Here is an 18,176-nt window from a genome sequence, read left to right on the forward strand (position 1 = left end):
CTGAAATATTTTCGGAAATTTAGGCCACATTCCTATAGTGTCTGCTAGCATGAAATATTCGGTCCTCGGCATTCTTGGCCTGGTCCTCACGTGTCATATAACCGCGCCAGCGCAAGCTGTTAAATCTACCAAAGCGGCATCAACAAAAACAGTAACTCGCAAGAAGTCAACAAGTCCAGCTGCACAAACGACTCCTGAGCCTGTTACTAGCTCGTTAGTTGTGCCTTCGTGGCTACCGCCTACTGCTCCACTGCAGCCCACTGCTACTATTCTCACGGATCTGCTTAACACAAAGCTGGACATTCGCTTTGATTGGGCTAAACAACAGCTGATCGGGGTTGCTACAATAGCGGTTCAGGCGCATTTTTACCCACAAAGCCAGTTGGTGCTCGACGCAAAAGGATTCGATGTCAAGAGTGTGCGTCTCTTAGTCAAAAACAACAAGGAGAAAAATCTAAATTACACTTATGATAAGCGTAAACTCACTATTACGCTCGATCGTCAGTATACTCGTACGGAGCCATATGAAGTACGCATCAGCTACGTCGCAAAGCCAAATGAGCTAGCTGCAGGTGGTAGTGCTGCTATTACTTCTGATAAAGGCCTGTACTTTATTAATCCATTAGGTACCGATAAGAGCAAACCTCGACAGATTTGGACGCAAGGCGAGACAGAAGCTAATTCATGCTGGTTTCCAACCATCGACAAACCCAATCAGCGTATGACGCAGGAAATCACTATTACAGTGGACAAGCAATTTAAGACGCTGTCTAATGGAGTGATGACTTCTTCTAAGCCGAATGCGGATGGTACTCGTACCGATGTATGGAAGCAAAGCCTACCAGCTGCTCCCTATTTAACAATGATAGCTGTTGGTGACTTTGCAGTAGTAAGCGACCGATGGCATGGAAAGGCTATTGACTACTATGTAGAGCCCAAATTTGAAAGCACAGCTCGAGCAGTTTTTGGGCGTACACCTGAAATGTTAGAATTCTTTTCTACTAAGCTAGGTGTAGAGTTTCCGTGGGAGAAGTATGCTCAAGTCGCTGTCTACGATTTCGTTTCTGGCGCCATGGAAAACACGACAGCCGTGACACATCGCCAAGAGGATACTCAACTTACGCAACGTGATTTACTCGACCGTGACGATGATGCTACGATTGCACACGAGCTATTCCATCATTGGTTTGGTGATTATGTTACCTGCGAATCGTGGTCGAACTTACCCCTTAACGAATCATTTGCTGATTATGCTCAGTTCTTATGGATTGAACATAGCAAAGGCACCAATGAAGCTGCTCTCGAGCAACAGAAGGGGCTAAGTCAGTACCTATACGAAGCACAAAGCAAAAGAGAGCCGCTTATCCGCTACCAGTATGAGAATCGAGAAGACATGTTCGATTCTCATTCGTATAGCAAAGGTGGACGTGTATTGCATATGCTGCGAAAATATGTTGGCGATGATGCCTTTTTTGCAGCTTTAAACCGCTACTTAATGCAGAACAAGTTTTCCTCAAGCGAGCTGTCAAAGTTGCGTATAGCTTTTGAAGAAGTCACAGGAGAAGATCTCATGTGGTTCTTTGATCAATGGTTTATGAAACGGGGGCACCCAGAAATACACGTTACGCACACCTATACCAACGGACAGGTGAACTTGCATGTGCAGCAAACACAGGATACGACATTTACCCCGCTCTATCGTTTACCTGTTACAGTAACAGTATGGAACAATAACCAACCCATCGACCACCGTATTGTAGTAACCAAAGCCGACCAAGTATTTTCCTTACCTGCTTCGCAACACCCTAGCTTGGTAAAGTTTGATGCCGAAGGGCAACTCTTAGGGCAAATTGAAGAAGAACGCACACAGGATGAATTGCTGTTTCAATATTATCATGCCCGTAATTATTTGCAGAAGCATGAAGCAATAGAGCAGCTCCGACCGAAAATGGGTGATTTGTCGGTTAGTGGCATGTTACGTACGGCGTTGAATGATGATTTTTGGGCGGTGCGACAAAACGCAGCAGAGGCTTTGCGCAAGTACAAAGGGGCTGAAGGTGGAGCAGTACGGAAAGAGCTACAGCGAGTAGCAAGTAGAGATCAAAAAAGCCAAGTAAGAGCCGCAGCAATTACTACGTTATCTTCATTCTCTAACGAAGATTTTAGCAGTGTGTACGCTACTGCGCTCAACGATAGCTCCTACTTAGTGGTGGGCAGTGCTATTAAAGCACTAGCGAAGAATCCTTCTGTTAATACTAGAGAACAGATTAGTGCTTTGCAAGATACTCGTAACGAAACACTTTTGAACGCTTTAGCTGATTACTATGCCTTGAATGGTACTGTTGATCAATATCAATGGTTTCTGCGTCGCATGCCTGACATTAGCGATGAAAACCTATATCAATCTTACTTTGAAGATTTCGCTACGTTAATGCTAAGAATGCCGCCTGTTGAGCGTGATAAAGGCTTACAACGCCTTGAAATTTATGCTAGAACGGGTTCGAAATTCTATGTGAGGCTAGGTGCTTACAAAGCGTTAAGCATGATGGCTACTACTAGCCCTACCTTAAAGGCAACGATGCGTGATATCCGAGAAAAAGAAAAAGATCAGCAAGTGAAAGCAATGTTCACTATGCTACAGTAGAATGATGTATCAGGCTTAAGAATAGAATGATAGCTTCGTTTTTGGCATGAAAAAGCTGCTAAAAAGAACAGTCAAATGAGATGATAGCGAAAAATAATTCTATCCTTTTCATTATGATGCTTGACTTGCATGAGAAACCCATTAATTTTGCAGCTCCTTAAGCCATCCGCCTGAATTAGGTATGATTGAAGAAGGAACCTACTTTTGATAATCGGTCAAAAGATTTATCTGGGGGCGTCGCATAGCGGCAATTGCGGGTGACTGTAACTCACCTCCTTCGGGTTCAAAGGTTCGAGTCCTTTCGCCCCCACTTTAATGTGTTAGCTAAGAAACAGGCACGAGCTGTTTTGCCTTTTCTACCTAGCTGTTTGTCTGCGGGAGTAGCTCAGTTGGTAGAGCGACAGCCTTCCAAGCTGTAGGTCGCGAGTTCGAACCTCGTCTCCCGCTCATTACAAGGAGCAAGAATTTAGGCAGAAATCTAGTCGCGCGATTTCTGATGGTTCATGTGAATTGTTTAGTTGAATTAGCCGTTGTAGCTCAGGGGTAGAGCACTTCCTTGGTAAGGAAGAGGTCATGGGTTCAAATCCCATCAATGGCTCCACTTATACTAGTACTAGCGGAGCAGCGCGATTGCTCCGTTGGGATTTATTTAGTAAGCAAAAGCGACGTGCAGTTTTCCTAGTTTGGCGAAGCTGTGTATCGCTTTCTTGCAATATAGTCAAGTCGCGTTTTTCCCTCTTACACCACAAAATTCCTCTTAATCTCTTTACAATGGCTAAAGAAAATTTTGATCGTTCCAAGCCGCACGTGAACATCGGTACGATCGGGCACGTGGACCACGGCAAAACCACCCTGACTGCTGCTATCACTACGGTACTGGCGAACAAAGGTCTGGCCGCTAAGCGTGACTTCTCGTCGATTGACAACGCTCCTGAAGAAAAAGAGCGTGGTATCACGATTAACACGGCTCACGTAGAGTATGCTACCGAAAATCGTCACTACGCTCACGTTGACTGCCCTGGTCACGCTGACTATGTGAAGAACATGGTAACTGGTGCTGCCCAGATGGACGGTGCTATCTTGGTGGTTGCAGCTACTGATGGCCCAATGCCCCAAACTCGTGAGCACATCTTGCTAGCTCGTCAAGTTGGTGTTCCTCAACTAGTCGTGTTCATGAATAAAGTGGACATGGTTGACGACCCCGAGTTACTCGAACTCGTTGAGATGGAAATCCGCGAACTGCTTTCGTTCTATGACTTCGATGGCGACAATATTCCGATCATCCAAGGCTCTGCCTTAGGTGGTTTGAACGGTGACGCTAACTGGGTACCTAAAATCGAGGAATTGATGGACGCTGTTGACAGCTACATTCCAATTCCTGCTCGTCTAACTGACCTGCCCTTCTTGATGCCAGTGGAAGATGTATTCTCGATCACTGGACGCGGTACAGTAGCTACTGGCCGTATTGAGCGTGGTATCATCAACTCAGGTGAGCAAGTAGACATCCTAGGTATGGGTGCTAAGCAGGGCCTGAAGTCAGTAGTTACCGGTGTAGAGATGTTCCGCAAAATCCTCGATCGAGGTGAAGCTGGTGATAACGTTGGTCTATTGCTCCGTGGTATTGAAAAAGACGATATCCGTCGTGGTATGGTTATTTGCAAGCCTGGTTCCGTAACCCCTCACCAGAAATTTAAAGCTGAGGTTTACGTACTATCGAAAGAAGAAGGCGGTCGTCATACACCTTTCTTTAACAATTATCGTCCTCAGTTCTACCTGCGTACTACTGACGTTACCGGTATTATTACTTTGCCAGAAGGCGTAGAAATGGTAATGCCTGGCGATAACATTACTATTCAAGTTGAACTGATCAACAAGGTAGCAATGGAAAAAGGCCTTCGTTTCGCTATTCGCGAAGGTGGCCGTACAGTAGGTGCTGGTCAGGTTACTGAAATCCTCGACTAAGCTGATTATAAAACAAATCCGCCTCTGATTTTTCAGAGGCGGATTTGTTTTATCTATACTTTACATTACCTTTGCACTCCCAAAGAAACTTGGGTTTCTATTGGGAGTGTTTCTACGGGCGTAGTTCAAGGGTAGAATAGAGGTCTCCAAAACCTTTGATGGGAGTTCGAATCTCTCCGCCCGTGCAAAAACAAATTATTTGGTTGAGTTTTCAGAGCCAAACCGGCGCTAAGTCATGAGTAAGCTGACGAAATATTTCCGCGACACGACTGAGGAAATGCGTTACAAAGTAACGTGGCCTTCTCTCGAGGAGCTGCAGAAAAGCGCTGGCTTAGTGCTTATCGGGTCACTAGTTTTTGCTGCGGTTGTTGGCTTGATGGATGTTGTGTTCAACAAGAGCCTAGAGGTTTTCTACAATTCATTCCGTTAATCTGATGGGAGAATTGAAATGGTACGTTGTTCGCTCCGTAAGTGGGCAAGAGAAGAAGGCCAAACAGTATCTGGAGACTGAGATTGGACGACATGGCCTCTCCGATTTGGTACCGCAAGTACTGATTCCAGCTGAGAAAGTATACGAAATGCGCAACGGTAAAAAGCGTGTACGCGAACGTAACTTTTTTCCAGGCTACATACTTATCCACGCTGACTTGACACACGGCGAAGTAGATCACATCATTACCAGCACTCCTGGAGTGATAGGATTTTTGAGTGATAAAGAGGGCAAGAATGCGAATACGAAACCTATTCCATTACGTCTCTCTGAAGTTAACCGGATTCTCGGTATCGTAGACGAGAGTGAGGAAGAAGTCGCTTCTCTTGAGACTCCATTCATTCCTGGGGAGATGGTGAAAGTCGTAGATGGAGCCTTTAGTGGCTTCTCTGGGACAGTGAGCGAAGTATTTGAAGAACGCAAAAAGCTAAACGTAATTGTAAAAATTTTCGGTCGGAGCACTCCTATGGAGTTGAGCTATACACAGGTCGAGAAAGAATCATAGCATAAAGAAAGTTATCGTCACTAGCTAGCTGCTTCGAGCTAGTGGTGCTTCCACATATTTCGAAGCAATATTTAACTGAGGGCTACTAGTGTTACGACTATTTAGCCCGAAGCCCTTCAAACCAAATGGCCAAAGAAATTAGAGGTTATCTGAGACTTCAGATAAAGGGAGGCGCTGCGAATCCTTCGCCGCCGGTTGGACCTGCACTTGGTAGCAAAGGCCTTAACATTATGGAGTTCTGTAAGCAATTCAATGCTCGGACTCAGGATAAGGCTGGCCAAGTATGTCCTGTTTTGATTACCATGTACACGGACAAGTCATTTGACTTCGTGGTGAAAACCCCACCTGCTCCGGTAATGTTATTGGATGCTGCTAAAATTCAGAGCGGCTCGAAAGAGCCAAACCGGAACAAAGTAGGTTCAGTAACATGGGATCAAATCCGCCAAATTGCTGAGGTGAAAATGCCTGACTTGAATGCCTTCAAGATTGAGTCAGCAATGAAGCTTGTAGCTGGCACGGCCCGTAGCATGGGTATCACGATCAAAGGTGACGCTCCTTTCGCTCAATAACTTTTAAACCAAGAAAAACTCATGGCAAAAGTTAGTAAAAAGCGCAAGGAAGCCCTTGCCAAACATGATCTAACACAAGTACGTTCGTTAGTAGAGGCTGCTAAGGTGGTAAAGGATATAACCTATACCAAGTTTGATTCCTCTGTTGACATCGACGTACGTCTAGGTGTTGACCCACGCAAGGCAGACCAGATGGTTCGTGGCGTTGCTACGTTACCTCACGGCACTGGTAAAGTTGTACGTGTACTTGCACTCGTTACACCTGATAAAGAAGCTGAAGCAACTGCTGCTGGTGCTGACTTTGTAGGTCTTGATGATTACATCGCCAAGATTGAGAAAGGCTGGACAGACATTGACGTAATCATCACCATGCCATCAGTAATGGCAAAGGTTGGTCGTTTAGGTCGTGTGCTAGGTCCTCGTGGCTTGATGCCGAATCCGAAATCGGGTACGGTAACTACTGATGTAGCCAAGGCTGTGCAAGAAGTAAAAGCTGGTAAGATTGACTTCAAAGTTGATAAAACTGGTATTATTCACTGCAGTGTTGGAAAAGTATCGTTCGACGACAACAAGCTTGCTGAAAACGCCTTTGAAGTTATCCAAACTTTGAACCGTTTGAAGCCTTCTTCAGCGAAAGGCACTTACATCAGAAGCATTACGCTTTCAAGTACAATGAGCCCAGCTGTACCGGTAGACACGCAAGTAACTTCCGCTTAAGATAACTAAGACGACGATATGACCCGGGAAGAAAAACAAGCCCTCGTCGACGAGTTGAGCGAGAAGTTTCAATCGCACAACGCGTTCTACATCACCGATGCTTCGGCGATGACGGTAGCAAAAATCAATGAATTCCGTCGCCTGTGCTTCAACCGCGGCATGGAGTTCAAGGTTTATAAGAACACACTGATCCGCAAAGCACTTGACACGCTTAGCGGGGAGACAACAGAAATCGATGCTGCACTGAAAGGTCAGTCAGGTGTTCTGTTCTCTAAAGAGTCGGGTTCAGCCCCAGCTAAGCTTCTACAAGATTTCTACAAGCAGCAAGCTTACGGAAAAGGTGTAGAGCCGAAGCCAGCACTGAAAGGAGCATATGTAGATGCTAGTATCTACCTAGGTGCTAATCAACTTGAGACTCTCAGCACAATCAAAGGCAAGCAAGAACTGCTCGGCGAAATCGTCGGCTTGCTTCAGTCACCTGCCAAGAATGTTATCTCTGCTCTATCGAGCGGCGGAAGCAAGCTGGCTGGTATCCTCAAAACGCTTTCCGAAAAAGAAGAGGTTGCAGGCTAACCGCTGCTCATCTTTTTCACTTTCAACTTATACAACAAACAACTTTTTTAACAATCTACAGAAATGGCAGATTTGAAAGCATTCGCTGAGCAGCTCGTTAGCCTGACGGTGAAAGAAGTAAACGAACTAGCTGGTATCCTGAAGGAAGAGTATGGCATTGAGCCTGCTGCTGCTGCTCCCGTAATGGTAGCTGGTGGTGGTGGTGCTGCAGCTGCTGAAGCTCCTGAAGAGAAGACCTCATTCGACGTTATCCTGAAAGCTGCTGGTGGTCAGAAACTAGCTGTTGTGAAACTAGTAAAAGATCTAACTGGCCTAGGCTTAAAAGAAGCTAAAGAACTAGTTGACGGTGCTCCAAAGCCTTTGAAAGAAGGTGTTGCTAAAGACGAAGCTGATTCGTTGAAGAAGCAATTGGAAGAAGCTGGTGCTGAAGTAGAAGTTAAGTAAGCTGCGGCCCGCTTTTTCTTTTAGAAACATGGATAGGCCTGGCAACTAAGCCAGGTCTTTTCCTGTTTGTAGACTATAAGTTTTATTGAATTGCCCTTCCGTGCCGCATTGCGGCTTTTTGTGCCTAGGTACGGAAAAGGGTATGGCAAAGGTTGCCATTGTTAGATTACGCTTCAGTGTCCATTTCTTAACACCCAAACGCATTGGCTACACCGAAAGCAGAGGCTTTGCAGAAAGCCGACGAGCGAATCAACTTCGCCAAGATTAGGAAAGTTATTGAATACCCAGACTTCCTGGACGTGCAGCTGCAATCGTTCCAGGATTTCTTTCAGTTGGAAACTGCGGCGGAAAGCCGTGCCGACGAAGGTTTGTTTAAGGTATTCGCGGAGAACTTCCCGATTTCGGACTCGCGCGAAAACTTCGTGTTAGAGTTCATTGACTACCATGTCGATCCACCAAAGTATTCGGTTGATGAATGCATTGACCGTGGCTTGACATATTCAGTACCGTTGAAGGCTAAATTACGTCTGATCTGCAATGATACGGACAATGAAGACTTCGAGACAATTGAGCAAGAGGTTTTCTTAGGGAATATTCCCTATATGACCGAGAAAGGATCTTTCGTAATCAATGGTGCTGAGCGTGTTATTGTTTCGCAGTTACACCGGTCGCCAGGCGTGTTCTTTGCGCAAAGCAAACACACTAACGGTACTAAACTGTATTCAGCTCGCATTATTCCGTTCAAAGGTTCATGGATTGAATTTGCTACGGACGTAAACAACGTGATGTATGCGTACATCGACCGGAAGAAGAAGTTTCCAGTAACAACGTTGTTACGTGCTATCGGTTACGGCACTGATAAAGACATTCTCGATTTATTTGGTCTGTCGGAGGAAGTGAAAGCTGATAAAAAGAGCCTTAAGAAAGCAGTAGGGCGTAAGCTAGCTGCTCGGGTGCTCCGCACTTGGACAGAAGACTTCGTGGACGAGGATACAGGTGAAGTTGTATCTATTGACCGGAACGAGGTATTACTAGAGCGTGACTCTACGATTGAAGAGGAAGATATCGACACAATCCTGAATGCAGGAGCTAAGTCGGTAATTCTGCATCGCGAAAACGTTAACATTGCGGATTTCGCGATTATTTATAATACGCTCCAGAAGGATAATTCTAACTCGGAGAAGGAAGCAGTCGAGCAGATCTATCGTCAACTTCGAAATACAGAGGCGCCTGATGAAGAAACTGCTCGTGACATTATTCAAAAGCTGTTCTTCTCTGACAAGCGTTATGACTTAGGCGATGTTGGCCGTTACCGGATCAACAAAAAGCTAGGACTCGACAAAAACTGGGAGGCTCGGGTATTAACGAATGAGGACATTGTGCTCATTGTAAAATACTTGATTGGTCTAATCAATTCGAAAGCTGTAGTCGATGATATCGACCACTTATCCAATCGTCGAGTACGTACGGTAGGGGAGCAACTTTACGCCCAATTTGGTGTAGGTTTGGCTCGTATGGCGCGCACTATTAAGGAGCGCATGAACGTACGTGATAACGAGGACTTCAAGCCTGTTGATTTGATCAACGCTCGTACCTTATCGAGTGTGATTAACTCATTTTTTGGTACGAACCAGCTTTCTCAGTTCATGGACCAGACTAACCCGTTGGCTGAGGTGACGCACAAGCGTCGCGTTTCAGCTCTTGGGCCAGGAGGTCTATCGCGTGAACGTGCTGGCTTCGAAGTGCGTGACGTACACTATACGCACTATGGCCGTCTATGCACTATTGAGACACCAGAAGGACCTAACATTGGTTTGATCTCATCCTTATGCGTGCATGCTCGCGTGAATGGCATGGGCTTCATCGAAACACCTTACCGTGCTGTAAAAGAAGGGAAGGTCGACGTAAGTGAGCAGGTAAAATACTTAACTGCAGAGGAAGAAGATACGCATCACATTGCTCAGGCTAATGCTCGAATTGATGAAGATGGTAACTTCCTGTCGGAACTAGTAAAAGGCAGATTTGAAGGTGACTTCCCAGTGGTTGAGCCTGGCGAATACTCCTATATGGACGTAGCGCCGAACCAGATTGTATCGGTAGCTGCCTCGCTAATTCCATTCTTGGAACACGATGACGCCAACCGTGCGCTGATGGGTTCGAACATGCAACGTCAGGCAGTACCATTGCTCCGCCCACAGGCGCCTATCGTAGGTACCGGTTTGGAAGGTCGCACGGCTATTGACTCACGCACGTTGGTGGTAGCCGAGGGCACTGGTGTTATCGATTATGTTGATGCGAACAAGATCATTGTTAAGTATGACTTGACGCAAGAAGATATTTTGGTAAGCTTCGACGCTGAACGTGTAACTTACGACTTGATCAAGTTTCGCCGCACCAACCAAGATACTTGCATCAACCTGACCCCAATTGTAAAGCGTGGCGAGCGCGTTGAAAAGGGACAACCCTTGTGCGAAGGTTATGGTACCAACAATGGTGAGCTAGCCCTAGGTCGTAATATGCAGGTGGCTTTTATGCCATGGCAGGGTTATAACTTTGAGGATGCCATCGTTATCTCGGAGCGTGTGGTTCGTGACGACATTTTCACCTCTATTCACATTGAAGAATTTGAGCTGGAAGTACGCGAGACCAAGCGTGGTGAGGAAGAATTAACGTCGGAGATTCCAAACGTAAGTGAAGAAGCTGTTCGCAATCTTGACGACAACGGTATCATCCGTTTGGGCGCTGAGGTAAAAGAAGGCGATATTCTTATCGGTAAAATTACGCCTAAAGGAGAAACTGATCCGACTCCGGAAGAGAAATTGCTCCGTGCCATATTTGGTGACAAAGCAGGTGATGTGAAAGACGCCTCACTTAAGGCGCCACCCTCACTTAACGGCGTAGTTATTGGTACCAAGTTATTCTCGCGTCCAAAGAAGGATAAGAACTTGCGCGCTAAGTCGAAGAAGGAAGTAGAAGAGTTGAAAGACCGCTATGCCCAAGAACTTCGTGGTGTAAAAGCAGTGATGGTTGACAAACTAGTGCAATTGCTGGAAGGCAAGACCTCACAGGGGGTAAAGCATAAGTTTGGCGACGAAATCCTGTCTAAAGGTGCTAAGTTTGGCAAGAAGAACATTACAGAGGCCCTCTTCCCTGAGAAGAATCCTTACAAGGATGAGAGCAACTATGCTGTACCAGAAGAGGTAAATATGTTCAAAGACCTCATTCTAGAAAATTGGACTGCTGATGAGAAAGTGAATGGGATGGTGCTACAATTGGTGAAAAACTACACCAAGCGTCGCAACAATATCACTGCTCGCTTCAAGCGCGACCGATTCACTCTGGAGGTAGGTGATGAGCTTCCAGCAGGTATTGTTCAGCTTGCCAAAGTATATATCGCTAAGAAGCGTAAGCTGAAAGTAGGTGATAAGATGGCTGGTCGTCACGGTAACAAAGGGGTAGTAGCCCGTATCGTTCGCGACGAGGATATGCCTTTCTTGCCTGATGGTACTCCTATGGATATCGTGCTCAATCCGCTCGGTGTGCCTAGCCGTATGAACATCGGGCAGATCTACGAGACCGTACTAGGATGGGCTGGTTTGAAACTAGGTCGCACATATGCTACTCCAATCTTCGATGGCGCCACCGAAGAAGAAGTATCGCGTGAATTAACAGAGGCTGGCCTGCCACGTTTTGGCCGTGCTTACTTGCATGATGGTCTGACGGGTGACCGTTTCGACCAACCGGTAACTGTAGGCGTGATCTACATGCTGAAGCTAGGTCACTTAGTTGACGATAAGATGCACGCTCGCTCCATTGGGCCATACTCGCTCATCACGCAGCAGCCGCTGGGTGGTAAAGCGCAGTTCGGTGGTCAGCGCTTCGGTGAGATGGAAGTGTGGGCACTAGAAGCCTTCGGAGCTTCTAACGTACTGCAAGAAATCCTAACTGTGAAGTCAGATGACGTAATTGGCCGTGCCAAGGCGTATGAGGCTATCGTAAAAGGTGACGTGCTTCCCAAGCCAAATATTCCAGAGTCATTTAACGTGCTCATTCACGAGTTGCGTGGTCTGGCCTTGGAAATTACGCTTGATTAGATACAGTAAGGTACGACTCAACTCCATCACATGGAACGAGTCGTACCTCTTCTAATGTTACCCTAGGCTGCAAGGCATATTTTCTTCCGACATAAGTTTTTATAAAAACGACAGCATGGCGTTTGCAAAAAATAAAAAACTGGTGCAGGATTTCTCGAAAGTTACTATCTCGCTGGCCTCGCCCGAATCCATTTTGGAGCGGTCGAACGGCGAAGTGGTGAAACCCGAGACGATCAACTACCGGACGTACAAGCCTGAAATGGGTGGCTTGTTCTGCGAGCGGATTTTCGGTCCTGTGAAGGATTGGGAATGCCACTGCGGCAAATACAAGCGCATCCGTTATAAAGGCATTATCTGCGACCGTTGTGGCGTAGAAGTGACTGAGAAAAAGGTGCGTCGTGAGCGGATGGGCCACATAGAGCTAGTAGTACCTGTTGCGCACATCTGGTACTTCAAATCCTTACCCAATAAAATTGGCTACCTGCTGGGCCTGCCCACCAAAAAGCTAGACCAGATCATCTACTACGAACGGTATGTAGTGGTACAGCCTGGTGTACTAGCTGAGGAAGGTGTACAGCAACTCGACTTTCTTACGGAAGATGAGTACCTCGACATCATCGACAAGCTCCCCCGTGAGAACCAGATGCTGCCAAATGAAGACCCCAATAAATTTATCGCCCGGATGGGTGCTGATGCGTTACAACTTCTGTTGGAACGTACCAACCTAGATGAGCTTTCTTACTCTCTCCGCGACTCTGCTGCTCACGAGACTTCGCAACAGCGTAAAGCTGAAGCATTGAAGCGCCTGCGTGTAGTAGAAGCGTTCCGCGATGCAGCTACCCGCATCGAGAACAAGCCAGAGTGGATGGTAATCCGCATGGTACCGGTAATTCCCCCGGAATTGCGTCCTCTCGTTCCGTTGGATGGTGGCCGTTTTGCTACCTCCGACTTGAATGACCTGTACCGTCGCGTAATCATCCGCAACAACCGCTTGAAGCGCCTGATCGAAATCAAGGCACCTGAAGTGATTTTACGCAATGAGAAGCGTATGTTACAGGAAGCTGTTGATTCGCTGTTCGACAACTCGCGTAAGGTGAACGCCGTGCGCGCCGAAGGCAACCGTGCTCTGAAGTCGCTATCCGATATGCTGAAAGGCAAGCAGGGTCGCTTCCGTCAGAACTTGCTCGGTAAGCGTGTTGACTACTCTGGCCGTTCGGTTATTGTCGTTGGTCCTGAGCTGAAGCTGCACGAATGCGGTCTGCCCAAGAATATGGCTGCTGAGCTGTTCAAGCCCTTCATCATCCGTAAGCTTATTGAGCGTGGTATTGTGAAGACGGTGAAGTCGGCGAAGAAGATTGTTGACCGTAAAGATGCTGTGGTATGGGACATCTTGGAGAACGTTTTAAAGGGACACCCTGTCCTGCTGAACCGTGCTCCTACGCTACACCGCCTAGGCATCCAGGCTTTCCAGCCTCGCCTTATTGAGGGCAAAGCTATCCAGTTGCACCCACTTGTTTGTACGGCTTTTAACGCTGACTTTGACGGTGACCAAATGGCTGTACACGTTCCTTTGGGACCAGCTGCCATCCTGGAAGCCTCAATGCTCATGCTGGCTTCGCATAATATCTTGAACCCTGCCAACGGGGCACCTATTGCGGTACCATCACAGGACATGGTGTTAGGTCTGTATTACGTAACCAAAGGGAAACGTAGCACCGATGATGAGCAAGTACAAGGCGAAGGTCGCATGTTCTACTCCGATGAGGAAGTGGTAATTGCCCTCAACGAAGGTCAGCTTTCGAAGCATGCTTACATTAAGGTACGGACGAAAGTGCGTGACGAGAATGATGAGCTTGTAACGAAAGTTATCGAAACTGTTGCTGGTCGTGTGCTATTCAACCAGCTTGTACCAGAAGAAGTAGGTTTCGTTGATGAACTTCTAACGAAGAAAAAGCTTCAGCAAATCATCTCGCTGGTTTTCAAGCGCTCGGGCATGGCTCGTACTGCTCAATTCCTTGATGATATTAAGACCCTAGGTTTTCAGTCTGCTTACAAAGGCGGTCTGTCAATGGGTCTCGGTGATATCCAGATTCCTGCTGAGAAAGACGCTCTTGTAGCTCAAGCTCAAGCTGACGTAGCTGCTGTAACGCAGAACTACCAGATGGGTCTGATTACGGATAACGAGCGTTACAACCAAGTTATCGACATCTGGACGCGTATCAACAATCAGATCACAGAGACGCTGATGGGTCGCCTTGAAAAGGAGAACCAGGGCTTCAACTCGATCTACATGATGATGCACTCTGGTGCTCGTGGTTCACGTGAGCAGATTCGTCAGCTAGGTGGTATGCGAGGCCTAATGGCCAAGCCTCAAAAGTCGTTGCAAGGTTCGGTAGGCGAGATTATCGAAAACCCAATCCTGTCTAACTTCAAAGAAGGTCTAGACGTTATTGAGTACTTTATCTCAACTCACGGTGCTCGTAAAGGTCTGGCTGATACTGCCCTGAAAACGGCGGATGCTGGCTACTTGACTCGTCGTCTAGTAGATGTATCACAAGATGTAATCGTGAATGAAGTAGACTGCGGTACGCTACGTGGCCTTGAAGTTTCAGCTTTGAAGGACAATGAAGATATCGTAGAATCCTTGGCTGAGCGCATCTTAGGTCGCGTAGCAGTTCATGACGTGGTTCACCCAGTAACGGATGAAGTGATTCTGCCGGCTGGTGAGGAAATCACTGAGGAGTATACTCGTTTGATTGACAATGCTGGCATCGAAACGGTCGAAATTCGTTCGGTACTTACTTGTGAATCAAAACGAGGCATCTGTGCTAAGTGCTACGGTCGTAACCTGTCTTCTGGCCGTATGGTACAGAAAGGTGAGGCGGTAGGTGTTATCGCTGCACAATCTATCGGTGAGCCTGGTACCCAGTTAACGCTACGTACGTTCCACGTAGGTGGTACTGCCTCCAACATTGCTGTTGAGGCTAGCATTCGTGCGAAATTCAATGGTGCAGTAGAGTTCGAAGACATTCGTACAGTTGACAGTACCAACGCAGAAGGTGAGAAGGTAAAAGTCGTGATGGGCCGCTCAGGTGAAATCCGGATTGTGGAGCCTAACACGGGCAAAGTATACATCTCAAACCACGTTCCTTACGGCTCTTTCCTCTATGTTGACGAAGGTCAGCAAGTAGACAAAGGCTTCGTGATGTGTAACTGGGATCCATACAACGCTGTTATCCTCGCTGAGTTCGATGGTACAGTCCAGTACGACGCCATCACAGAAGGTGTCACCTACCGTGAGGAGTCAGATGAGCAAACTGGTCACCGCGAAAAGGTTATTATCGAATCGCGAGACAAAACGCAGAACCCCTCAATCATCGTGAAGCCTGGAAAATCAGGTGACACTGAAGGTCAAAAGGGCTATAGCATCCCAGTTGGTTCGCACATTAATGTGGAGAACGGTGATAAGATCAAAGCTGGTCATATCCTAGCTAAGATTCCACGGGCTGTCGGCAAGACGCGTGACATCACAGGTGGTCTACCTCGCGTTACTGAGCTGTTTGAGGCACGTAACCCATCAAACCCGGCTGTTGTCTCGGAAATCGATGGTGTTGTAACTTACGGTACTGTAAAGCGTGGTAACCGTGAAATCTTTGTCGAGTCGAAAGACGGGGTAAAGAAGAAATACATGGTACCGTTGTCTAAGCACATCCTAGTGCAAGACAACGACTTCGTACGCGCTGGTATGCCGCTTTCAGATGGTGCTATCACACCAACTGATATCTTGAACATTCAGGGGCCAGGTGCTGTGCAAGAGTACCTAGTGAACGAGATTCAGGAAGTATACCGTCTGCAGGGTGTAAAGATCAACGATAAGCACATTGAGGTGGTAGTTCGCCAAATGATGCAAAAAGTGGTTATCCTTGATGCTGGTGATACTACTTTCCTAGAGAATCAAGTAATCGATAAGATTACGTTCATGGAAGAGAATGATACCATTATCGACATGAAGGTAGTTACCGAGGCAGGTGATTCTCCAAACTTGAAGCCTGGTCAGATTGTGAGTGCTCGTCGCCTGCGCGATGAAAACTCTAGTCTGAAGCGTCGCGATCTTAAGTTGGTGCAGGTACGTGAAGCACAACCCGCTGTATCACGTCCTACGCTACAAGGCATCACGCAAGCTTCATTAGGTACGCAGTCGTTCATCTCAGCTGCATCTTTCCAAGAAACGACGAAGGTGCTTTCAGAAGCCGCCATCCGTGGCAAAGCTGACGAATTGCTGGGTCTAAAGGAAAATGTAATTGTAGGTCACCTCATTCCGGCTGGTACTGGTTTGCGTGAGTACACGCGCCAAGTTGTTGGCTCGAAGGAAGAATTGGAAGCACTACAAGCTGCGAAAGCCGAGGCCCCAGAGCCGAAACGCGCTTCACGAGCTAGCAAGCGTGAGGCTTCTGTACAAGAGTAATATTGTGTTTAATGATTAAGGGAAAGCCGGCTAGGATGACTAGCTGGCTTTTTCTTTTTAGTAGTTTTAGCAATCCATCTATTCTCAAACAGCCTACAAGCCATGGAACAAGATCCTTCTGACCTAAATAATCCCCAAGACCCTACTGCCATTAATATAGAGTTGCCAGAAGCTATTGCAGAAGGCGAGTATGTAAATCTAGCTATGATCGCTCACAGTAGCAGTGAGTTTGTGATAGACTTTATACGGATGATGCCAGGCGTACCAAAGGCTAAAGTGAAATCACGTATCGTCCTCACACCAGAGCATGCGAAACGTCTATTAAGCGCACTTGGCGACAATGTGACCCGTTTTGAGCAGACCTTTGGCACGATCAAGCAACATTCTGATGTACCTAGTTTTCCAATGAACTTTGGTGGAACGATGGGAGAAGCGTAATAACTAGAAGTAGACCTAGAACAAGAAAGTATATTATCTGTGGCACACCAATTCTAGCTTGAAATAAGAAAGTGTTGAGTAAGCTATACTTAAGTGTTAAAACCAATGAAAGCAGATCTTAGCGTTTCTATAAAATTATCTATTTCAACCTGTTTGCTATTCTAAACAAGAACCTCTACCTTTGCAAGCCTAATTTTTTGGGAGAGAACCCCCCTCGACAAACCATTCTATAGATGCCAACCATCAATCAATTAGTACGAAAAGGAAGAGAGAAGCTGACGACCAAGTCGAAGTCGCCTGCTCTTGATTCTTGCCCGCAGCGCCGTGGCGTGTGCACCCGTGTATACACCACTACGCCCAAGAAGCCGAACTCGGCCATGCGTAAAGTCGCTCGTGTGCGTCTCACCAATGGCAAAGAAGTCAACGCCTACATCCCAGGCGAAGGCCACAACCTGCAGGAGCACTCTATCGTGCTGATTCGCGGTGGCCGTGTGAAAGACCTGCCAGGTGTACGTTACCATATCATTCGTGGCGCTCTTGATACTGCCGGTGTAAACGGCCGTTTGCAGCGCCGCTCGAAGTATGGAGCTAAGCGTCCAAAGCCAGGTCAACCAGTAGCAACTGGTAAAGGCGGTAAACCAGCACCCGGTAAGAAGAAATAAGCTAGTAGGGAGTAATTGGTATTGAGTGTTGAGACCCGTTCTCTTCTCAATACTTGATACTCAATACCTAATACTAACCATGAGAAAGTCAAAACCAAAAAAGCGCATTCTCCTGCCTGATCCTAAGTACAAGGAGACGCTAGTAACCCGTTTCGTAAACTACATGATGTACGACGGGAAAAAGAACCTCGCTTATACTATTTTCTATGATGCTTGCGAATTAGTAGAGCAGCGTACCAAGGAAAATGGCTTAGAGCAATGGCGTAAAGCGCTGAACAATGTGATGCCCAGCGTGGAAGTGAAAAGCCGCCGTGTAGGTGGTGCTACCTTTCAAGTTCCAATTGAAGTACGCGCCGATCGTAAGATCTCAGTTGGAATGAAGTGGATGATCCAGTACGCACGCCGTCGTGGTGAAAAAACCATGAAGGATAAATTAGCTGGAGAAATCATTGCAGCTGCTAAAGGTGAAGGTGCTTCGGTTAAGAAGAAGGATGACACCCACCGGATGGCAGAAGCTAACAAAGCTTTCTCGCACTTCCGATTCTAGTATTAGCAATTTCTGAAAGCTAGGGGACTTAAAGTCTTAATTCTATGTTTAGACAATAGTTAAGAC

13 protein-coding genes and 4 tRNA genes are annotated in these 18,176 nt (G+C 46.8%); all 17 read left to right on the forward strand.

All coding sequences use genetic code 11. The features are described 5' to 3' along the window. Window positions 1-49 precede the first annotated feature (49 nt). The 17 genes from BXP70_RS03870 (at window position 50) to rpsG (ending at window position 18,110) form a co-directional block, all read left to right on the forward strand. Window positions 50-2,644, forward strand: a complete 2,595-nt coding sequence (locus BXP70_RS03870; protein WP_086592723.1) for a M1 family aminopeptidase — start codon at window positions 50-52, stop codon at window positions 2,642-2,644. 230 nt (window positions 2,645-2,874) lie between these two features. Further along, window positions 2,875-2,954: transfer RNA gene (locus BXP70_RS03875), tRNA-Tyr, on the forward strand. Between the two features lie 64 nt (window positions 2,955-3,018). Continuing rightward, window positions 3,019-3,091: transfer RNA gene (locus BXP70_RS03880), tRNA-Gly, on the forward strand. A 79-nt stretch (window positions 3,092-3,170) separates the two neighbouring features. After that, window positions 3,171-3,245: transfer RNA gene (locus tag BXP70_RS03885), tRNA-Thr, on the forward strand. Between the two features lie 170 nt (window positions 3,246-3,415). Next, window positions 3,416-4,606: an elongation factor Tu gene (gene tuf / locus BXP70_RS03890; protein WP_086592724.1), complete on the forward strand. Its 1,191-nt coding sequence runs from the start codon at window positions 3,416-3,418 to the stop codon at window positions 4,604-4,606. A 114-nt stretch (window positions 4,607-4,720) separates the two neighbouring features. Continuing rightward, window positions 4,721-4,791, forward strand: a tRNA-Trp gene (locus BXP70_RS03895). Window positions 4,792-4,841: 50 nt separating this feature from the next. Beyond that, window positions 4,842-5,036 carry a preprotein translocase subunit SecE gene (gene secE / locus BXP70_RS03900; protein WP_086592725.1) on the forward strand — a complete coding sequence of 65 codons (195 nt, stop codon included), beginning with the start codon at window positions 4,842-4,844 and terminating at the stop codon, window positions 5,034-5,036. 4 nt (window positions 5,037-5,040) lie between these two features. Continuing rightward, window positions 5,041-5,601 carry a transcription termination/antitermination protein NusG gene (gene nusG, locus BXP70_RS03905; RefSeq protein ID WP_086592726.1) on the forward strand — a complete coding sequence of 187 codons (561 nt, stop codon included), beginning with the start codon at window positions 5,041-5,043 and terminating at the stop codon, window positions 5,599-5,601. Between the two features lie 125 nt (window positions 5,602-5,726). After that, window positions 5,727-6,170 (forward strand): 50S ribosomal protein L11, encoded by a 444-nt coding sequence (gene rplK, locus BXP70_RS03910; protein WP_086592727.1) that lies wholly within the window; start codon window positions 5,727-5,729, stop codon window positions 6,168-6,170. Between the two features lie 21 nt (window positions 6,171-6,191). Next, entirely contained in the window at window positions 6,192-6,887 is a 696-nt protein-coding gene (gene rplA, locus BXP70_RS03915; RefSeq protein WP_086592728.1) for a 50S ribosomal protein L1, read from the forward strand. A gap of 18 nt (window positions 6,888-6,905) precedes the next feature. After that, window positions 6,906-7,460, forward strand: coding sequence for a 50S ribosomal protein L10 (gene rplJ, locus BXP70_RS03920; RefSeq protein ID WP_086592729.1), 555 nt, complete (start codon window positions 6,906-6,908; stop codon window positions 7,458-7,460). 63 nt (window positions 7,461-7,523) lie between these two features. After that, window positions 7,524-7,904, forward strand: coding sequence for a 50S ribosomal protein L7/L12 (rplL, locus tag BXP70_RS03925; protein WP_086592730.1), 381 nt, complete (start codon window positions 7,524-7,526; stop codon window positions 7,902-7,904). Between the two features lie 227 nt (window positions 7,905-8,131). Next, window positions 8,132-11,998: a DNA-directed RNA polymerase subunit beta gene (gene rpoB / locus BXP70_RS03930; RefSeq protein ID WP_086593174.1), complete on the forward strand. Its 3,867-nt coding sequence runs from the start codon at window positions 8,132-8,134 to the stop codon at window positions 11,996-11,998. Between the two features lie 115 nt (window positions 11,999-12,113). Continuing rightward, on the forward strand, window positions 12,114-16,463 hold the full coding sequence (gene rpoC, locus BXP70_RS03935) for a DNA-directed RNA polymerase subunit beta' (protein WP_086592731.1): 4,350 nt from the start codon (window positions 12,114-12,116) through the stop codon (window positions 16,461-16,463). A 102-nt stretch (window positions 16,464-16,565) separates the two neighbouring features. Beyond that, entirely contained in the window at window positions 16,566-16,901 is a 336-nt protein-coding gene (locus BXP70_RS03940; protein WP_086592732.1) for a DUF3467 domain-containing protein, read from the forward strand. A 233-nt stretch (window positions 16,902-17,134) separates the two neighbouring features. Next, window positions 17,135-17,563 (forward strand): 30S ribosomal protein S12, encoded by a 429-nt coding sequence (gene rpsL, locus BXP70_RS03945; protein ID WP_054410986.1) that lies wholly within the window; start codon window positions 17,135-17,137, stop codon window positions 17,561-17,563. A gap of 79 nt (window positions 17,564-17,642) precedes the next feature. Next, on the forward strand, window positions 17,643-18,110 hold the full coding sequence (gene rpsG / locus BXP70_RS03950; RefSeq protein WP_086592733.1) for a 30S ribosomal protein S7: 468 nt from the start codon (window positions 17,643-17,645) through the stop codon (window positions 18,108-18,110). Window positions 18,111-18,176: the final 66 nt, after the last annotated feature.

Origin of the sequence: Hymenobacter crusticola, from assembly GCF_002154225.1 — a bacterium.
Lineage (GTDB): Bacteria > Bacteroidota > Bacteroidia > Cytophagales > Hymenobacteraceae > Hymenobacter > Hymenobacter crusticola.